The following is an 18307-nucleotide window of genomic DNA, read 5'->3' on the forward strand; positions in this document are numbered from 1 at the left end:
GTATCCTTTGGAAACCGTAAAACTCAAATCGCCCATCGATGGTTCGATTTACGCCGAGCGGCCGATCGCGACCGACCAGGCGATCAATGCGGCGGTCGAGCGCGCCAAGGCGGCGCGGGAGAAGTGGGCGCTGACGCCGATCGTCGAGCGCGGCAAATTTATGCTGGCGATGCTCGAATCGCTGGTCGCGATGACCGACGAGATCGTGCCGGAGATCGCCTGGCAGATAGGGCGACCGGTGCGCTATGGCGGCGAGTTCGGCGGCGTCAGGGAACGCACCAACTACATGGTCGAGATCGCTGAACAGGCGCTGAAATCGGTGCCGGCCTCCAACCCGAAGGATGGCTTCCGCCGCTATGTGAAGAAGGATCCGCTCGGCGTGGTCATGGTGATCGCGCCGTGGAACTATCCCTATCTCACAGCCGTCAACACCATCGTGCCGGCGCTGATGGCCGGTAATACCGTTATCCTCAAACATGCGGCGCAGACGCTGCTGGTCGGCGAACGTTTCCAGCAGGCGTTCGACAAGGTTGGGCTGCCCAAGGGCGTGTTCCAGAATGTCGTGCTGAACCATGCCCAGACCGAGAAGCTGCTCGGCTCGGGCAAGATCGACCATGTCAATTTCACCGGTTCGGTCGGCGGCGGCCGCGCCATCGAGAGGGCGGCGGCCGGCACCTTCATGACGCTCGGGCTCGAACTCGGCGGCAAGGATCCGGCCTATGTGCTGCCCGACGCCAAGCTCGACCATGCGGTGGCCAATCTGGTCGACGGCGCCTTCTACAATTCCGGCCAGTGCTGCTGCGGCATCGAGCGCGTCTATGTGCATGAGAAGGTCTACGACCAGTTCGTCGAAGGTTTCATCGCCGAGACGAAGAATTATGTCGTCGGCAATCCGCTGGAACAGGCGACGACAATGGGGCCGATGGCGCAGGCGCGCTTTGCCGACCTGATCCGCGAGCAGAAGGCCGAGGCGCTGCGCAAGGGTGCAATCGCACACATCAATATGAAGGTGGCTAACGACAAGGCCGGCTCGCCCTATCTGGCGCCGGAAGTGCTGACCGGCGTCGACCACCAGATGAGCGTCATGCGCGAGGAAAGTTTTGGCCCGATCGTCGGCATCATGAAGGTGCGCAACGACGAGGAGGCGATCGCGCTGATGAACGACAGCCCCTACGGGCTGACCGCTTCGATCTGGACCGACGATATCGAGCATGCGGTGGCGATCGGCGACCGCGTCGAGACCGGCACCGTGTTCATGAACCGCTGCGACTACCTCGATCCGGCGCTGGTCTGGACCGGCGTCAAGGACACCGGCAAAGGCGTCGCCCTTTCGGCGCTCGGCTACGACAATCTGACCCGGCCGAAATCCTTCCATCTGCGCGAAGCCATCTGATTTTTTGAAAGACAAGACATGTCCAAGCTGATCTCCAAATGGAACTACCCGACCACCGTCCGCTTCGGCGCGGGGCGCATCAAGGAACTGCCTGAGGTGCTCGCTGCCACCGGCATTAAGCGGCCGCTATTCGTCACCGATCCGGGGTTGGCGAAACTGCCGGTCGTCGCTTCGACGCTGAAAATCCTCGACGACGCCAAGGTATCCTATGGCGTGTTCTCCGAGGTGAAGCCGAACCCGGTCGATTCCAACCTCACCGCCGGCATCGCCGTGTTCAAGAAGGGCAAGCATGACGGCGTCATCGCCTTCGGCGGCGGTTCAGCGCTCGATCTCGGCAAGCTGATCGCGTTCCAGGCCGGCCAGACGCGACCGATCTGGGACTTTGAGGATGTCGGCGACTGGTGGACGCGCGCCAATTCGGATGCCATCGCGCCGATCATCGCCGTGCCGACCACTGCCGGCACAGGCTCGGAAGTCGGGCGTGCCGGCGTCATCACCAATGAGGCGACGCACACCAAGAAGGTCATCTTCCATCCGAAGCTTTTGCCGGCAATCGTTATTGCCGATCCGGAACTGTCGGTCGGCATGCCCGGCTTCATCACCGCCGGCACCGGCATGGATGCGCTGGCACATTGCCTCGAAGCCTATTGCGCGCCGGGCTACCATCCGATGGCCGACGGCATTGCCGTCGAAGGTGTGCGCCTGGTGTTCGAGAACCTGCCCAAGGCCTACGCCAACGGCCAGGACCTTGTCGCGCGCGCCCACATGATGAGTGCGGCCGCCATGGGTGCTGCCGCCTTCCAGAAGGGTCTTGGCGCCATCCACTCGCTGTCGCATCCGATCGGCGCGCTCTACGACACCCATCACGGCATGACGAATGCGGTGTTCATGCCCTATGTCTTGGCCTTCAATCGCGACTCCATCGAGGAGCGGATTGCCCGGCTCGCTGCCTATTGCGGCATCAAGGGTGGCTTCGACGGCTTTGCCAAAGCGATCATCAAGCTGCGCAAGGAATTGAAGGTGCCGCATGCGCTGCCCGGCCTGATCAAGGGGCTCGACATGGACAAGAAGCGCAAGGGGCTGATCGCCGACATGGCGGTGGTCGATCCGACAGCCGGCGGCAACCCGGTCAAGCTGACCAAGAAAGCAGCGCTGACGCTGCTCGAGAACACTATCGCCGGCACTGTCTGAGGCGGTTTCTGCGCCGGACGTGATCTAAAAACGAAGGGAAAGGAAGGGCAAGGGGGCAAAAAGCAAGGCAATAAACCATTAGCCGGGAAATTAAGTCGAGGCTAATTGCTACAGCCGGTTAAAAAGAGTTAACTTTTGGTACCGCCGGGGGCCAGTTTCAAAAAGCTTTCATCTGGCTGTCATATGAAACCGATACCGCATCGCAGGCGTCCAGGACGCCAGTTCAACGGAGAGAACACATGTTCAAGTTCACAGGGAAAGTGCTTTCCCTTTCGGCCGTCGCCCTCATGGCGACCTCTGCTATCTCGTCGGCCCAGTCCATGGATGAACTGGTTGCCGCTGCGAAGAAGGAAGGCCAGCTCACGACCATCGCGCTGCCGCATGACTGGTGCGGCTACGGCGCCGTCATCGACGGCTTCAAGGCAAAGTATCCTGAGATCACCATCAACGAACTCAACCCCGATGCCGGCTCCGGCGACGAGGTCGAGGCGATCAAGGCCAACAAGGACAACAAGGGCCCGCAGGCGCCCGACGTCATCGACGTTGGCCTGTCCTTCGGCCCGACCGCCAAGGCTGACGGCCTGATCCAGCCCTACAAAGTGTCGACCTGGGACTCGATCCCCGACAGCGCCAAGGATGCCGATGGTTACTGGACCGGCGACTACTATGGCGTGCTATCCTTCCTGGTGAACAAGGACCTCGTCAAGGAAGCGCCGGCTGACTGGGCTGACCTGCTGAAGCCGGAATTCGCCAACACCGTGGCGCTTGCCGGCGACCCGCGCGCCTCGAACCAGGCCATCCAGGCCGTCTACGCGGCCGGCATTTCCGGTGGTGCGGCTGCCGGCGAAGCTGCTGGCACTGCTGGTCTCGACTTCTTCAAGAAGCTTAACGCCGCCGGCAATTTCGTGCCGGTCATCGGCAAACCGGCGACCCTGGCACAAGGCCAGACGCCGATCCTGGTGACCTGGGATTACAATGCACTTGCCGGTCGCGACACGCTGAAGGGCAATCCGCCCGTCGACGTCGTCGTGCCGAAGACCGGTGTCGTTGCCGGCGTCTATGTGCAGGCGATCAGTGCTTTCGCACCGCATCCGAACGCTGCCAAGCTCTGGCTGGAGTATCTCTACTCCGACGAAGGCCAGATCGGCTGGCTGAAGGGCTATTGCCACCCGATCCGCTTCAACGATCTTGCCAAGAACGGCAAGCTCCCGGCGGACGTGATGGCCAAGCTGCCGCCGGCCGAGGCTTACGCTGCCGCGGTGTTCCCGACGCTGGACGAGCAGGGCAAGGCAAAGGAAGCCGTCACCAAGAACTGGGATGCCGTCGTCGGCGCCAACGTCAAGTAAGGCTTGAAACCAACCGGGCGGCCTCGCGGCCGCCCGGTGTTCCTCGGAGACGGTAGCCGGCGCATGACAGATATCTCGCTTTCCGATCACGCAGTTGCCGGGAAGACCGCGCCCCCCAGCGAGGCGCGTGCAATGCGACTGCCGACGCAATGGCTCGGCGTTGCGCCATTCTTCATCTTCGCCATCATGTTCCTGATCCTACCCACGCTCTATCTGATGCTGGGTGCATTCCAGAACGATGCCGGCGAATTCACGTTCGAAAACATAGCAGCACTGGCGCAGCCATCGATTGTCGCCGCCTACTGGATCTCGCTCAAGGTCAGCCTTTCCTCGTCGCTGATCGGCGCCTTCGCAGGTCTCGGCATCGCCATCGCCATCGTGCGCGGCGGCCTGCCGGAGTGGATACGTTCGGCGACGCTGACATTCTCCGGCGTGGCTTCCAATTTCGCCGGCGTACCGCTGGCCTTCGCCTTCATCGCCACGCTCGGACGCCTCGGTCTCGCCACGGTGCTGCTCAACACCGTGTTCGGCCTCAACATTTATGCGCACGGCTTCAACATCCTATCGTTCTGGGGCCTGACGCTGACCTATGTCTATTTCCAGATTCCCCTAATGGTGGTCATCATCACGCCGGCGATCGACGGCTTGAAGAAGGAGTGGGGCGAGGCTGCGGCGACGCTTGGCGCCACCCAGACGCAATACTGGCGCATGGTGGTCATCCCGGTGATCTGGCCGAGTTTCCTCGGCACGGTCATCCTGCTCTTCGCCAATGCCTTCGGCGCCATCGCCACCGCCTATGCGCTGACCGGCTCTTCACTCAACATCGTGCCGATCCTGCTCTATGCGCAGATACGCGGTGACGTGCTGCACAATGCCCATCTCGGCTATGCGATCGCCTTCGGCATGATCGTCATCACCGGGCTGGCCAATGTCTTCTACATCTGGTTCCGGACGCGCTCGGAGAGGTGGCTGAAATGAAGTCCGGAAAATTCTGGGCCTGGGTCGTCTTCGGGCTGGGCGCGGCCTATTTCTTCATTCCGCTGATCGCGACGGTGGAATTTTCCTTGCGCATGCGGCGCGGCGCTTATTCCTTCGACGCCTATCAGATCGTGCTTGGCGACCCTCGTTTTCAGGCGACCTTTGGCTACTCAGTGCTTGCCGCCATCTTCACCATCATTCTGGGCGTGTTGATCGTGGTGCCCGCCGCCTACTGGATTCGACTGCGCCTGCCGCAACTGCGGCCGATCGTAGAGTTCATCACGCTGCTGCCGCTGGTCATTCCCGCCATCGTCATCGTCTTCGGCTATATCAGGATGTACGGTTCGAATTCGCCGCTGCCGTTCCTGGCGACCGACATGGGCACAAATGCCTTGCTGGTCATCGGCTATGCAATGCTGGCGCTGCCCTACATGTATCGCGCGGTCGATACCGGACTGCGCACCATCGACGTCAGGACGCTGACCGAAGCGGCGCAGATCCTTGGCGCCGGTTGGGGCACGATCATTGGTCGTGTGATCCTGCCCAATGTGCTGATCGCCGTGCTGTCGGGCGCCTTCCTTACCTTCGCCATCGTCATTGGCGAATTCACCATGGCCAGCTTGCTCAACCGGCCCGCCTTCGGCCCCTATCTGCAAAACGTTGGCGCCAACCGCGCCTATGAGCCGGCGGCGCTTGCCATCATCGCCTTCGCCATCACCTGGGGCTGTATGTCGCTGATCCAGATCCTGTCCCGTTTCGCGCCGAGATCGGCGAACCGCCCGAACTGATCGACAAAGTACTGATCGAAAGAAAAAGCCATGGCCGAACCATTCCTCTCCATCCAGCATGTGCGAAAATCCTTCGGCGCCACCACCGTGGTCGAAGATTTCAATCTTGATGTCGAGCCGGGCGAGTTCGTTTCCTTCCTTGGGCCATCGGGTTGCGGCAAGACCACCGTGCTGCGCATGGTCGCCGGTTTCGAAGAGCCGTCGGCGGGCAAGATCGTCGTCGCAGGCAAGGACATCACGAGGCTGAAGCCCAACCAGCGCAATGTCGGTATGGTGTTCCAGGCTTACGCGCTGTTCCCGAACCTGACCGTGGCGCAAAATATCGGCTTCGGCCTGAAGGTCGCCGGCATGGCAAGGGCAGAGATCGATTCCCGGGTCGCCGAGATGCTCGACATCATCAAGTTGCCGCAGATGGCGGACCGCTATCCCTATCAGCTCTCGGGCGGCCAGCAGCAGCGTATCGCGCTGGCGCGTGCCATCGCGCCGAAGCCGAAGCTGCTTCTGCTCGACGAGCCGCTGTCGGCGCTCGATGCCAAGGTACGTGTGTCGTTGCGCGAGGAAATCCGCTCGATCCAGAAGAAGCTCGGCATCACCACCATCTTCGTCACACATGACCAGGAAGAGGCGCTGTCGATCTCCGACCGCATCGCGGTGATGTATGGCGGCAAGGCCGAGCAGGTCGGCACGCCGTTCGAGATCTACAACCGGCCGGCGACCAAGTTCGTCGCCAATTTCGTCGGCACGCTGAACGTGCTCGAAGGCAAGGTCACTGACGCCGCGGCCGGCACGGTGCAAGTCAACACGCAGGAAGTCTCGCTCAAGGGCAAGCTCAACGGCTCGAAGTCGGGCGACACGCTGTCGCTGGCGCTGCGTCCCGAGGCGATCTCGCTCGGACGCCAGCCCGGTCGCGATTCAAGCCTGTCGGGCGAAATCTCCGAAGTGCACTTCCTCGGCTCGGTCATTCGCGTTCGCGTCGGCATCGGCGGCAACACGGTGTCGCTCGACACCTTCAACAGCCCGGCAACGCCACCGCCGGCTGTCGGCGAGAAGGCCGACATATCGTTCTCATCGAGCGATATGCTGGTGCTGCACTAGCAAAGCAGCATCCTGGGGCGACCGAGGCGGTCGATTCAAGCTGGCGCGATGAACGGCCGTATCATTGCCGGACCACGAGCGCTGGACAATCAACAGCATGTTGTCATCCAGCCACTGCCCACGATGCCACTTCGCCGCTACGATAGGCCATGGCGCTATTCGAACTTACCCTCATCCTGCTTCTGGCAGCCGTCGCGCTGACGGCGCTGTCGCGGCGGCTGGAAATCCCCTATCCGTCCCTGCTGGCTCTGGCCGGGGTCGCGATTGCCTTCGTACCCGGTGCGCCGACAATCGAGATCGATCCGGAACTGGCGCTTGCCCTGTTCATCGCGCCGGTGCTTCTCGACGCCGCCTATGACACGTCGCTGCGCGACCTCAAGCGCTACCGGCTGTCGCTCGCGCTGCTGGCGCTAGGCGCCGTCGTCTTCACCACCGTGGTGGTTGCCTTCGTCGGCTGGAAGATGGCCGGCCTGCCGATCGCGGCGGCAATCGCGCTTGGCGCCATCGTCGCGCCACCGGATGCGGTGGCCGCATCCGCCGTGCTCAGCCAGTTCAAGGTACCGCACCGCATCACCGCCATCCTGCAGGGCGAGAGCCTGCTCAACGATGCCACGGCGCTGCTGATCTACCGGCTGGCGGTTTCGGCCGCGCTTGGCACCATCATGCTCAGCAACGCCGTTCCGGTGATCCTGCTGGCAACAATCGGCAGTCTGGTCGCGGGCTATCTGTTTGGCCGCGTCTCGCTGCTGGCGCTCGGCCGCATCGAGGATGCGGCGAGCAGCACGGTGGTGCAGTTTGCCGGAACCTTCGCCGTGTGGATCATCGCCGACAGGCTCGGCCTTTCCGCCATCATCACCATCGTCGTCTATGCCATGACCATTGCGCGCAGGGCGCCGCGCCAGTCGTCGGCGAGACGCCGCGTCAGCACCTATTCGGTCTGGGAGTCGGCCGTGTTCGTGCTCAACGTGCTGGCTTTCGTGCTGATGGGCCTGCAGGCACGCACGATCGTCGGCAGGCTGGCCGGCGACGGGCAAGGCGAAGCATTCCTTTTCGCCGCAACGGTGCTGGTCGTCGTTATCGTCGCGCGCCTTGTCTGGGTGGCGAGTTACGTCGCGATCATCCGGTGGCTTGCCCGCTTCGGCAGCCAAGAGGCAAGGCGGGAATTGCCGACATTCGGCGGCGCCGTCATTGTCGGCTGGTGCGGCATGCGTGGGTTGGTGACGCTGGTGGTGGCCATTGCGCTGCCGGCCGATTTTCCCGGCCGCGACCCGATCGTGCTTGCCGCCTTCGCGGTGGTGCTGGGCACGCTGGTGCTGCAAGGCATGACGCTGAAGCCGCNGCGACCCGATCGTGCTTGCCGCCTTCGCGGTGGTGCTGGGCACGCTGGTGCTGCAAGGCATGACGCTGAAGCCGCTGCTGCGCTGGATCAACTTCGACCCCGATAGAACCGTCGACAATGAGGTGGCGCAGGCGCGCGTCGCCATCATGCAGGCAGCACTGGACGTGCTGAGCCGCAAGACATCTGCGGCCGCCGCCGTCGTGCGCGAACAGTATGAAGCGCAGCGCCTGATTGCGGAAAACCCGGAGGACGCTCAGGCCGCGACCGAATACGACCGGCTGCGCCTCTATGCCATCAACCGCCAGCGCGACACGCTCGAGGAGTTGCGCAGCAACGGCACGATCGGCGACGAAGCCTACCACCGGCTGGAGGAAGAGATCGACTGGGCCGAACTGGCGGCATCGCCGGCGGGCCGGTTCCAGCCGCTGACCACATCATAGACGCTGGCCCAGTTCCGCCGTCGTGCCGGTACATTGCAACCCGTCTGCCGAACCGCTACTGCCAAAGCGAAATTGAGCCGGATAAGCAATGAAGCTGGTCAGCTACAACATCCAGTACGGGTTCGGCGGCGATGGCCGTTACGATCTTTCGCGCTGCACCAAGCTGGTCGACGGCGCCGATATCATCGCGCTGCAGGAGGTCGAGCGGCATTGGCAGCGCACCAATGAGGACGACCAGCCGGAGGTCCTGTCCAAGCTGCTGCCTAGCTATTACTGGGTCTATGGCCCGGCCTTCGACATGGACGCCAGTGAGCAGCGCGACGGCCGGGTCGTCAACCGCCGCCGCCAGTTCGGCACCATGCTGCTGTCGAAGCTGCCGATCGCCTGGTCGCGGCTGCACGCGCTGCCCATGCGCCGCACGCTGCGGCCGCTCAACACGCGCAACGCCGCGCTCGAATGCATGATCCGCACGCCGGCCGGACCGGTAAGGGTCCTGTCGCTGCATCTCGCCCATATCGCGGCGGAGGAGCGTCTGGAGCAGATCGACTATCTCTTGGCCGAGCATCGCCGCGCGCCGTCCGAGGGCGGCCCGTGGAGCGGCGCGGACGATGAGCCTTCGCGCAACTGGACCAGTGGCGAGGCCGAGCCGGAAAACCCGACAGCTGCGATCTGGATGGGCGATTTCAACATGGAGCCGGGCAGCGCCGAATACAGCCGCATCGTCGGCAGCACGCCCTATCATCGCGGGGCAGCTTATCTCGACGGCTTTGTTGATGCCGCTGCCGTCGCTAGCGAGCCGGCTGCCGATTTCCACACCCATGTGAAAACGATCGACGGGAAAGTGGCAAAACGCCGGCTCGACCATTGCTTCGTCGGCGGTATGTTCGCGGACCGTGTGCGCTCGGTCAGTGCCGATATAGGCGAGATCGCTTCAGACCATTTTCCGGTCCGGATCGATATCGATCTCGAAACGCCTTTGAGCTCAGGAGATCGGTGAGCCCTCGATGACGCTTTTCGTCTTTTTCGCGGTGCTTGCCGCCGCCGCCATGCACGCGATCTGGAACGCGCTGGTCAAGGTGCATCTCGACCGCTTCCTGTCGATCACGCTGATGACGCTGGGCATGGGTTTTGCCGCGCTGTTCGTGCTGCCCTTCGTCGAGTTTCCGAAGGCTGCGGTATGGCCCTTCATCATCGCCTCGGTGCTCTTTCACATGGGCTACCGGACCTTCCTCATCGGCGCCTACAAGGCAGGCGACTTTGCCCAGACCTACCCGCTGGCGCGCGGCACGGCACCCCTGCTTGCGGCCCTCGGCGGCGTTGTCGTGGTGCAGGAGATCCCCGGCCCATTCGCCATCCTCGGCATCCTCTTGTTGTCGGCCGGCACACTGGTGATGTCGTTTCGCGGCGGCGCGCATCTGGAGCGGATCAATCTGCGCGCAGTCGGCTTTGCGCTCGGCACCTCTATCTTCATTGCCAGCTATACGCTGTCGGATGGCAGCGGCGCGCGGCTGGCGGCGACGGCGCAGAGCTATGCCGCCTGGTTGTTCATCTGCGATGCCTTTGGCGCGCTGGTGCTGTGCCTCATCTTTCGCGGACCCAAGGCGCTACCCGTGCTGGCGCGCGACTGGAAGGCAGGCCTGTTCACCGGCGTGCTCAGCGGCGCGGCCTACTGGATCGTCATGTGGGCGATGACCAAGGCGCCGATCGCCTCGGTGGCGTCGTTGCGCGAGACGTCGATCTTGTTTGCCATGATGATCTCGGTTTTCGCGCTCGGCGAGAAAATGACAGGCTGGCGCGGCGCCGCCGCGCTCAGCATCGTTGCCGGTGTGGTGGCCCTCAGACTGGGCTGAGAGCCTGATACTTCAGCCGAGCACGGTCATCGCCTGTCCGCGCCGTTCCGGACTGAAGCGGATGACGACGATGATGCAGACGGCGACCACGCCGGCAAACAGCGCCAGCGCGTAGCCACGAGATTGGGCGAGAAGGCAGCCAGCGCGCCGATCACCGAATAGCTGACGATGTTGAGCATCAGAATGGGCTTGCGGCCATATTTGTCGGCCAGCCTGCCGAAGAAGAAGGCGCCGATGAAGCGTGTCGTCAGAAGGAAGAAATCAAAAGCGTCGAGCGTCCAGCCGAGGAAGGAGGCAAGGACGGTTTTCTTCTGCTGCGCGGTGAGAGCCACGACGTTCCTCCTAAACGCCCCCGGGGAACGATGTGTTCCTTGGGGCGCAAAAGAGAACAGGCGTCAGCCGGCTTTCGAAAGAAGCGCGGTCACTTTTTCGTAATGTCGAGATCGAACACCATCAGCCCGTCGGTGCCGCCTTCGAGCGCTGCGACCAATCGGGCGCCGGCGCGCTGATGCGCTTCATGCACGAGATAGGCGTCGCGGGCGGCGGCATCGCGGAAGTCGATGGTGAAGGCATGGCTGAAGCCGCGCGCGAACGGCTCCGGGCTGACATTGGTGCTGAAATGGACCGTGTCCATGCCGTCGACGACGGAGCGCAGTGCTTCGAGATCGTCGTGGATTGCCGTGCGCTCGGTGGCGGGCACATCGCTGCGGAAGCGTACGAAGACGCAGTGTCTGATCATTGGTTCGTTCTCCTAAGTGGCTATGCGGCCCGATTGCCGGAGAACACCGCCGGCGGAAGCGGCTCGCGGCCGAGGATGATGTCGGCGCCTTTTTCGCCGACCATGATGGTCGGCGCATTGGTGTTGGAGGAAGGCACGCGCGGCATCACCGAGGCATCGCAGACGCGCAGGCCCTCGATGCCGCGCAGGCGCAGGTCCGGTGTGACCACCGCCATATCGTCATGGCCCATGCGGCAGGTGCCCACGGGGTGATGGTCGGTCTTGGCGGTGCGGCAGGCATAGTCGATCAGCTCGTCGTCGCTGGCGAGCGATGGTCCGGGCAGCACCTCGCGCAACACGTAAGGTGCAAGCGCCTTCTGCCGCATGATCTCGCGCGCAAGCCTGAGGCCCTTGATCGACATGGCGCGGTCATAAGGGTCCGACCAATAGTTGGGATCGATCAGCGGGTGGTCGGCCGGGTCGGCGCTGCTCAGCCGCACCGTGCCGCGCGAGCGCGGGCGCAGGAAGGCCGAGTTCAAGGTCACGCCGGGGTTCTTCAACCTCTCGACGCCGGCCTCGATGCCGGAGCCGAGTCCCAGATGGAACTGGATGTCGGGCGAGGCGGCGGTAGGATCGGCGTACCAGAAGCCGCCGGTCTCGAACAGGCTGGAGGCGACCGGCCCTTTCTTCAGCAGCAGATACTGCAAGCCGGCCCACGCGGTGCGGTGCAGCTTGGCGTAGTTGTCATAGGTGTGGTCGCCGGTGCATTCGGCGATGACGAACAAATCGAGATGGTCCTGCATGTTGGAGCCGACACCGGGCAGATCATGCACCGGCGTCACGCCGACCGATTTCAGGTGATCAGCCGGGCCGATGCCCGACTGCATCAACAGCTTCGGCGAACCGATGGCGCCGGACGAGACGATCACTTCGCGCTCGGCGCGCATGATGGTCTTCTCGCCGCCGGGTTTGTCGACGATCTCGACGCCGGTGGCGCGGCCTTTCTCGACGACGATGCGGGTGACCAGCACATCGGTTCGGACCGTCAGGTTCTTGCGGGCGCGGATGGGCTTCAAATAGGCGACCGAAGCGGATGAGCGCCGGGCGTCCTTCTGGGTCAGCTGGTAGTAGCCGACGCCTTCCTGGCTAGCGCCGTTGAAATCCGGGTTGAAGGGGATGCCCATCTCTTGGCCGGCGCGGAAATAGGCTTCGCAAATCGGCAGCGGCGAAATAGGGTTCGACACGCCGAGCGGCCCCTGGTCGCCGTGAAAATCGTTGGCGAAGCGCTGGTTGTTCTCGGCGCGCTTGAAATAAGGCAGCACGTCGCGATAGCCCCAGCCCGCGAGGCCCTCTTCCTTCTCCCATGCGTCGTAGTCGCGAGCGTTGCCGCGCGTGTATATCTGGGCATTGATGGACGAGCCGCCGCCGACCACCTTCGCCTGCGTATACCAGAAGACGCGGTCCTGCATGTGCCTCTGCGGCACGGTCGACCAGCCCCAGGAAGCGATGCCCTTGGTCATCTTGGCAAAGCCCGCCGGCATGTGGATGTAGGGGTGCCAGTCCTTGCCGCCGGCCTCGAGCAGCAGCACGGAGTTCGCTGGATCCTCGCTCAGCCGGTTGGCCAGAACGCAGCCGGCCGGGCCGGCACCTACGATGATGTAGTCGGTCATAACCCTATCCACCTACAGTCGAGGCACGGAGAGCGCGCCGTCGACATTGATAATCGAGCCTGTGGAAAAGCCGAGCTTGCCGGCGGCAAGCGTCGCCACCACGGCGCCGATGTCCGATGCTTCGCCCCAGCGTTTTGCCGGCACCAGGCCGCTGTCGATAAGCGCGTCGTATTTGGCTGATACGCTCGCGGTCATGTCGGTGCGAATGATGCCCGGCCGCAGTTCGAACACGCCGATGTTTTCCGGCGCAAGCCGTAGCGCCAGGTTCTTCACCCACATCGAAAGGCCGGCTTTCGAGATGCAGTAGTCGGCGCGTTCCGGCGAGGCCATATCGGCGCTGACCGAGGTGATGGTGATGATCGAGCGCGGATGATTGCTGGGAGCCGCCAGCATCGCCTTGGCGACGGCCTGGCTAAGGAAGACTGTGCCGCGCAAATTGACGTCCAGCGCACGGTCGAAATTCTCGGGCTTCAGCTCCAGCAGATCGCCGCGCACCACGGCGCCGATGCCGGCATTGTTGACGAGGCAGTCGATGCGGCTGAAGGCACGTATGGCGGCGTCGACGAGGGCCGTGTGATCCTCGAGGTTGGCGATATCACAACGGACATAGGCGAACTCCGCACCCCGTGCGGTGATGTTGGCGGCCAGTTCGTCCGGCGCTTGTTCGGCAAGGTCGGCGATCAAAATGTCGAAGCCGTCCCCGGCCAGCGCCTCGGCGCAGGCGAGCCCAATGCCGCGCGCACCGCCGGTGACGATTGCTGCGGGGCGGGTCATGCCGCGAGGTCCGTTCGGCGAATATGCTCGGCCACGCGCAGCGCCTGTGCCGCAATCGACAGCGCCGGATTCACGGCGGCCGAGTTCGGCAAAAAACTGGCGTCGACAACGAACAGGTTCGGGTGGTCGAAGGCGCGGCAGAAAGGGTCGAGCGGCGACGTCGCCGGATGGTCGCCCATTTTCACCGTGCCGCACTGGTGCGAGGGCGTGCGCTTGTCGAAGGGACGCGACAGCACGATGGGATAACCGCAGGCGCGGAAGTTCTCACGCATCACCCTGGTCAGCCCGTCCAGCGACTGCATGTTGGAGCGCCGCCATTGCATGACGATGTCCTTGCCGTCGACCATGATGCGGCTTTCCGGATCGGGTAGATCCTCGCACATCAGATACCAGTCGACGGCGTGACCGGCCATGTAATCGAGCGCGAATTTCGGCACGCGTTTGACGTTGGCCTTCAACATGTTGCCGTCGATCTTGCCGAGCAGCTGGACGTTGCCGAGCGGCTTGCCGCCTTTGCCGTCGGAGAGATAGTAGTCATTCAGCATCAGCGTCTTCTGGTAGACGCTGTCGTTCCTGCGGCGCGGATCGATCGCCAGCATGGCGCTCGAATTATGGTTCATGAAATTGCGGCCGACCTGGTCGGAGCTGTTGGCGAGGCCTTTACCGTCTGATGAAGGCGAGCGCAGCAGGATGACGGCGGAATTGACCGCGCCGGCGGACAGGATGACCAGCTTCGGCGCGACTTTCTTCAGCTCGCCATTCTGACGGTAGTGAACGGCAGCGATGCTTTTGCCGTCGGACGACGCTTCGAGATATTCGACATGGCAGCCGGTTTCGAGTCGGATATTGCTGTCCTTGAGTGCAGCCGTCAGCGGTCCGGTCTGCGCATCGACCTTGCCCTGGGCGGTATTGGGGAATGCGTCCCAGCCGGTCTTGCCCTCTTTCAGCCAGTTGTCGATGTCGACGCCGAGCGGCAGCGAGGCCGGATGCAGGCCGAGGGCTTTCAACTCAGCGCGGGCGCGGGCAATCGGCGCTTCGTCGGGCACCGGCTTGAAAGCATAGGGGATCGAGTGGAACGGTTCGGTCGGGTCCTCGCCGAGCGAGCCGCGGACGCGAAACAGCTGCTCGGCTTTCGAATACCAAGGCTCGAATTCATCGTAGGAAAACGGCCATGCCGGCGAGACGCCACCGAAGTGCTCCATGGCGGCGAAATCCTCTTTGCGGTAGCGGATCAGCACCGCGCCGTAGAATTTCGAATTGCCGCCGACATAGTAGTAATTGCCGGGGTTGAAGGCCGCACCGCCGGCCTCGCGCCACATCTCCTTCGGACGGTAGTGGCCGTCGACGAAGATGGAGCGCGTGTCGCGGGCATGCGGCGTTGCCGTCAAGGGCTCACCGCGCTCCAGCATCAGGATCGAGGCACCGCTGCCCGCCAGACCGGAGGCGATCGTAGCGCCGCCGATACCGGAGCCGATGATGACGATATCGGGGCTGACCATCTCGATCAGCGGATGCGGTGTTCGGTCGCCGGATCGAAGAACACGGCCTTGGTCAGGTTGAAGGCGAGCGGCGTGCTGGTGCCCGGCTGGATGTTGGCGTCGGCCCGCAACCGCGCCACCACGCCCTTGCCGCCGAGGTTGGTCACCGCGAACGTGTCGGACCCTGCCGGCTCGACCACTTCGATGTGCAGGTCGGCAGTGGCAATGTTGGAGGCGTTGCGTTCCGCACCTTCCGGATCGGTCAGCGCTTCCGGGCGCACGCCGAAGATGATCGGCTTGCCCTGGAATGCCGAAAGACCCGCTGGCGCGTTGGCCATCGGCAGCGTGATCGGCTCGCGCGCCTCGCGCTCCAACACGACGGACAGCGCATTGCCCGACGTGGCAATGGTCGCCGGGATCAGGTTCATCGCTGGCGAACCCATGAAGTCGGCGACGAACAAATTGGTCGGGTTGTTGTAGATCTCGGCCGGGGTGCCGAACTGCTGCACCTCGCCGTCGCGCATGACGGCGATCTTGGTAGCCAGCGTCATCGCCTCGATCTGGTCGTGGGTGACGTAGACGATGGTTGTGCCGGTGGTGGCATGCAGGCGCTTGATCTCGATGCGCATGTCAACGCGCAATTTGGCGTCGAGGTTGGACAAAGGCTCGTCGAACAGGAACAGCTTGGGGTCGCGCACCAGCGCCCGGCCCATGGCGACGCGCTGGCGCTGGCCGCCGGAAAGCTGGCTCGGCTTGCGCTGCAGGAGGTGGCCGATCTGCAGGACCTTGGCCACCTTGTCGATCGCCTTTTGGCGTTCGTCGGCCGGCACGCCGCGCATCTCCATGCCGAAGGAGATGTTTCCGGCCACCGTCATGTTCGGATAGAGCGCATAGCTCTGGAACACCATGGCGATGTCGCGCTTGGATGGGTGCAGATCGTTGATGGCGCGGCCGTCGACGCGGATTTCGCCCTCGGTGATCTGCTCCAGGCCGGCAATCGTGTTGAGCAAGGTGGACTTGCCGCAGCCGGACGGGCCGACCAGCACCAGGAAGCCGCCCTTTTCGAGCTCGACATCGATGCCCTTCAGGATCTCGACATTCCCGAAGCGCTTCTTCAGCCCATCAATTTCCAGAAAAGCCATGGTCGTTCCTTCCGAATTGATCAGCCCTTGACCGCGCCAGCCATCAGCCCGCGCACGAAATAGCGGCCGGCGACGACATAGACGATCAGAGTGGGCAGAGCCGCGATCATCGCGGCCGCCATGTTGACGTTGTATTCGACGACGCCGGTCGAGGTGTTGACGACGTTGTTGAGCGCCACCGTCATCGGCATGGAGTCGCCTGTGCCGGCGTAAGCCGAAGCGAACAGGAAGTCGTTCCAGATGTTGGTGAACTGGTAGATGACGGTGACGACGAAGATCGGCATCGAGTTCGGCAGCATGATGCGGCGGAAGATCTGGAAGAAGGAGGCGCCGTCGACCTGCGCCGCCTTGATCAGTTCGTTCGGGAACGCCTCGTAATAGTTGCGGAAAAACAGCGTGGTGAAGCCGATGCCGTAGACGACATGGACGAAGACCAGGTTGACCGTCGGATTGCCGAGACCGAAACTCGTACCCGTCGCATTCTGCAGCTTCACGCCGAAACGTCCCAAGCTGCCGAGAATGGTCGCCATCGGCAGCAGCACCGACTGGAACGGAATGAAGCAGGCAAACAGCATCAGCCCGAACACCAGCGTGGCGCCGCGAAAACGCCATTTGGTCAAGACGTAGCCGTTGAGCGCGCCGAGCATGGTCGAGATCAGTACGGCTGGAACCACCATCTTGATCGAGTTCCAGAAATAGCCCTTGATGCCGGCGCAGGTGAGGCCGACGCAGGTCTCGCCCCAGGCCTTCAGCCACGGGTCGAAGGTCGGCGCCGTGGGCAACGCCAGCATGTTGCCGTTCTGGATCTCGTCCATGGTCTTGAACGAGGTCACCAGCATGACGAACAGCGGCATCAGATAAAACAGCGCAAACAGCGCCAGAAGCCCGTAAATGACGATGCGGTTGAGGGTCTTGGTGCTCATGCCGCCGGAGGCCTTTTGGGAAGCAGCGGGGCGGGCAGGGGTGGCGACAGCGCTCATCGCGGCTTCTCCCGCAGTTCGGAATAGAGATAGGGCACGATGATGGCGACGATGGTCATCAGCATGATCACGGCACTGGCCGAGCCGACAGCCATTTCGTTGCGCTTGAACGTGTACTCATACATGAAGTTGGACGGCAGCCAGGCCGAGCCACCGGGGCCGCCGCTGGTCAGCGCCACCACCAGATCGTAGGACTTGATGGCAAGGTGCGCGAGCACGATGAAGGCCGACAGGAAAATTGGCCGCAGCAGCGGAATGACGATGCGGCGATAGAGCTGGAAGGTGGTGGCGCCGTCGATCTGCGCCGCCTTCATGATCTCGCCGTCGATGCCGCGCAGGCCGGCCAGGAACATCGCCATGATGAAGCCGGAGGCCTGCCAGACGCCGGCAATGACCACCGTGTAGATGACGAAATCCTTGTTCTTGATCCAGTCGAAATGGAAGCTCGTCCAGCCCCACTGATGCAAGGTCTGCTCAAGACCGAGGCCGGGGTCGAGGAACCATTTCCAGGCGACGCCGGTGACGATGAAGGACAGCGCCATCGGGTAGAGATAGATCGGCCGCAACACGCCTTCGCCGCGAATCTTCTGGTCGAGCAGGATGGCCAGGAACAGGCCGAGCGCCAGGCAGATGGCGATGTAGAGAAAGCCGAAAATGCCCATATTGACGATCGACGTGTACCAGCTCGATGGCGGGTCGGAGTCGAACGTCCAGCCCCATAGCCGTAGGTAGGCGCGCGGTCCGGTGATGACATAGGACGGAAAAGTCTTGGAATTGGTGAAGGACAGATAGACCGTCCACAGGATGAAGCCATAGACGAAGACGATGGTGATGGCGAAGCTCGGCGCCAGCACGATCTTCGGCAGCGCGTCCTGCAGTCGCGCGCGCACGGAGGGGCGAGACCGCTCGGGCGTCAGCTTGATCTGGGTTGTCGCTACACTGCTCATAGGGCTCCTCCCGTTCGGGTCGTCCGTGCCTGCCGTCAGGCGGCAAGGCGGCCCCGTGCATACGGGTCTCTGGTCGGCATGGTGTTCAAGAGGGTTTCACCGTTTCACGGAAACGGCGAACCTCTCTACTCTTTCTTTTACGCAATTCCGGCCGGAAAACCGCTCACACTTTTCCTGG

16 protein-coding genes and 1 pseudogene are annotated in these 18307 nt (G+C 63.1%); 9 read left to right on the forward strand and 8 right to left on the reverse strand.

Going from position 1 to position 18307, the window contains the following annotated elements; genetic code table 11:
- Window positions 1-7 precede the first annotated feature (7 nt).
- The 9 genes and pseudogenes from X726_RS149215 to X726_RS149180 all read left to right on the forward strand — a co-directional run bounded on the left by X726_RS149215 (window position 8) and on the right by X726_RS149180 (window position 10420).
- Entirely contained in the window at window positions 8-1393 is a 1386-nt protein-coding gene (locus X726_RS149215) for an aldehyde dehydrogenase family protein (RefSeq protein WP_023671167.1), read from the forward strand.
- A gap of 18 nt (window positions 1394-1411) precedes the next feature.
- A complete protein-coding gene (locus X726_RS149210; RefSeq protein WP_023671168.1) occupies window positions 1412-2584 on the forward strand; it encodes an iron-containing alcohol dehydrogenase in 1173 nt (390 codons plus the stop codon).
- 239 nt (window positions 2585-2823) lie between these two features.
- Window positions 2824-3930 (forward strand): ABC transporter substrate-binding protein, encoded by a 1107-nt coding sequence (locus X726_RS149205; RefSeq protein ID WP_023671169.1) that lies wholly within the window; start codon window positions 2824-2826, stop codon window positions 3928-3930.
- A gap of 63 nt (window positions 3931-3993) precedes the next feature.
- The gene (locus X726_RS149200) at window positions 3994-4908 is read left to right on the forward strand and encodes an ABC transporter permease subunit (protein WP_023671170.1); all 915 of its coding nucleotides are present in this window, start codon (window positions 3994-3996) and stop codon (window positions 4906-4908) included.
- Window positions 4905-5696, forward strand: a complete 792-nt coding sequence (locus tag X726_RS149195; RefSeq protein WP_023671171.1) for an ABC transporter permease — start codon at window positions 4905-4907, stop codon at window positions 5694-5696. The genes X726_RS149200 and X726_RS149195 overlap by 4 nt, the downstream gene beginning before the upstream one ends.
- Window positions 5697-5726: 30 nt before the next feature.
- On the forward strand, window positions 5727-6791 hold the full coding sequence (locus X726_RS149190; protein WP_023671172.1) for an ABC transporter ATP-binding protein: 1065 nt from the start codon (window positions 5727-5729) through the stop codon (window positions 6789-6791).
- 149 nt (window positions 6792-6940) lie between these two features.
- Window positions 6941-8570, forward strand: a pseudogene (locus tag X726_RS01000000167145) (sodium:proton antiporter).
- A gap of 88 nt (window positions 8571-8658) precedes the next feature.
- Window positions 8659-9567 carry an endonuclease/exonuclease/phosphatase family protein gene (locus X726_RS149185; RefSeq protein WP_023671173.1) on the forward strand — a complete coding sequence of 303 codons (909 nt, stop codon included), beginning with the start codon at window positions 8659-8661 and terminating at the stop codon, window positions 9565-9567.
- A gap of 7 nt (window positions 9568-9574) precedes the next feature.
- Complete coding sequence (locus tag X726_RS149180; protein ID WP_023671174.1) at window positions 9575-10420, forward strand: EamA family transporter; 846 nt, start codon at window positions 9575-9577, stop codon at window positions 10418-10420.
- Between the two features lie 26 nt (window positions 10421-10446).
- Here X726_RS149180 and X726_RS149175 read toward each other — a convergent pair whose 3' ends face one another.
- The 8 genes from X726_RS149175 to X726_RS149140 all read right to left on the reverse strand — a co-directional run bounded on the left by X726_RS149175 (window position 10447) and on the right by X726_RS149140 (window position 18129).
- Window positions 10447-10752 carry an MFS transporter gene (locus X726_RS149175; RefSeq protein WP_023671175.1) on the reverse strand — a complete coding sequence of 102 codons (306 nt, stop codon included), beginning with the start codon at window positions 10750-10752 and terminating at the stop codon, window positions 10447-10449.
- 89 nt (window positions 10753-10841) lie between these two features.
- Window positions 10842-11159: a Dabb family protein gene (locus tag X726_RS149170; protein WP_023671176.1), complete on the reverse strand. Its 318-nt coding sequence runs from the start codon at window positions 11157-11159 to the stop codon at window positions 10842-10844.
- 20 nt (window positions 11160-11179) lie between these two features.
- The gene (locus tag X726_RS149165) at window positions 11180-12808 is read right to left on the reverse strand and encodes a choline dehydrogenase (protein WP_023671177.1); all 1629 of its coding nucleotides are present in this window, start codon (window positions 12806-12808) and stop codon (window positions 11180-11182) included.
- Between the two features lie 12 nt (window positions 12809-12820).
- Window positions 12821-13582, reverse strand: a complete 762-nt coding sequence (locus X726_RS149160; RefSeq protein WP_023671178.1) for a 3-ketoacyl-ACP reductase — start codon at window positions 13580-13582, stop codon at window positions 12821-12823.
- The gene (locus X726_RS149155; protein ID WP_023671179.1) at window positions 13579-15081 is read right to left on the reverse strand and encodes a GMC family oxidoreductase; all 1503 of its coding nucleotides are present in this window, start codon (window positions 15079-15081) and stop codon (window positions 13579-13581) included. The genes X726_RS149160 and X726_RS149155 overlap by 4 nt, the downstream gene beginning before the upstream one ends.
- Before the next feature lie 5 nt (window positions 15082-15086).
- Window positions 15087-16202 (reverse strand): ABC transporter ATP-binding protein, encoded by a 1116-nt coding sequence (locus tag X726_RS149150; RefSeq protein ID WP_023671180.1) that lies wholly within the window; start codon window positions 16200-16202, stop codon window positions 15087-15089.
- A gap of 20 nt (window positions 16203-16222) precedes the next feature.
- Window positions 16223-17182, reverse strand: a complete 960-nt coding sequence (locus X726_RS149145) for a carbohydrate ABC transporter permease (RefSeq protein WP_023671181.1) — start codon at window positions 17180-17182, stop codon at window positions 16223-16225.
- The gene (locus X726_RS149140; protein WP_023671182.1) at window positions 17179-18129 is read right to left on the reverse strand and encodes a sugar ABC transporter permease; all 951 of its coding nucleotides are present in this window, start codon (window positions 18127-18129) and stop codon (window positions 17179-17181) included. The genes X726_RS149145 and X726_RS149140 overlap by 4 nt, the downstream gene beginning before the upstream one ends.
- Window positions 18130-18307 lie beyond the last annotated feature (178 nt).

Source organism: Mesorhizobium sp. LSJC285A00, assembly GCF_000503155.1.
GTDB lineage: Bacteria > Pseudomonadota > Alphaproteobacteria > Rhizobiales > Rhizobiaceae > Mesorhizobium.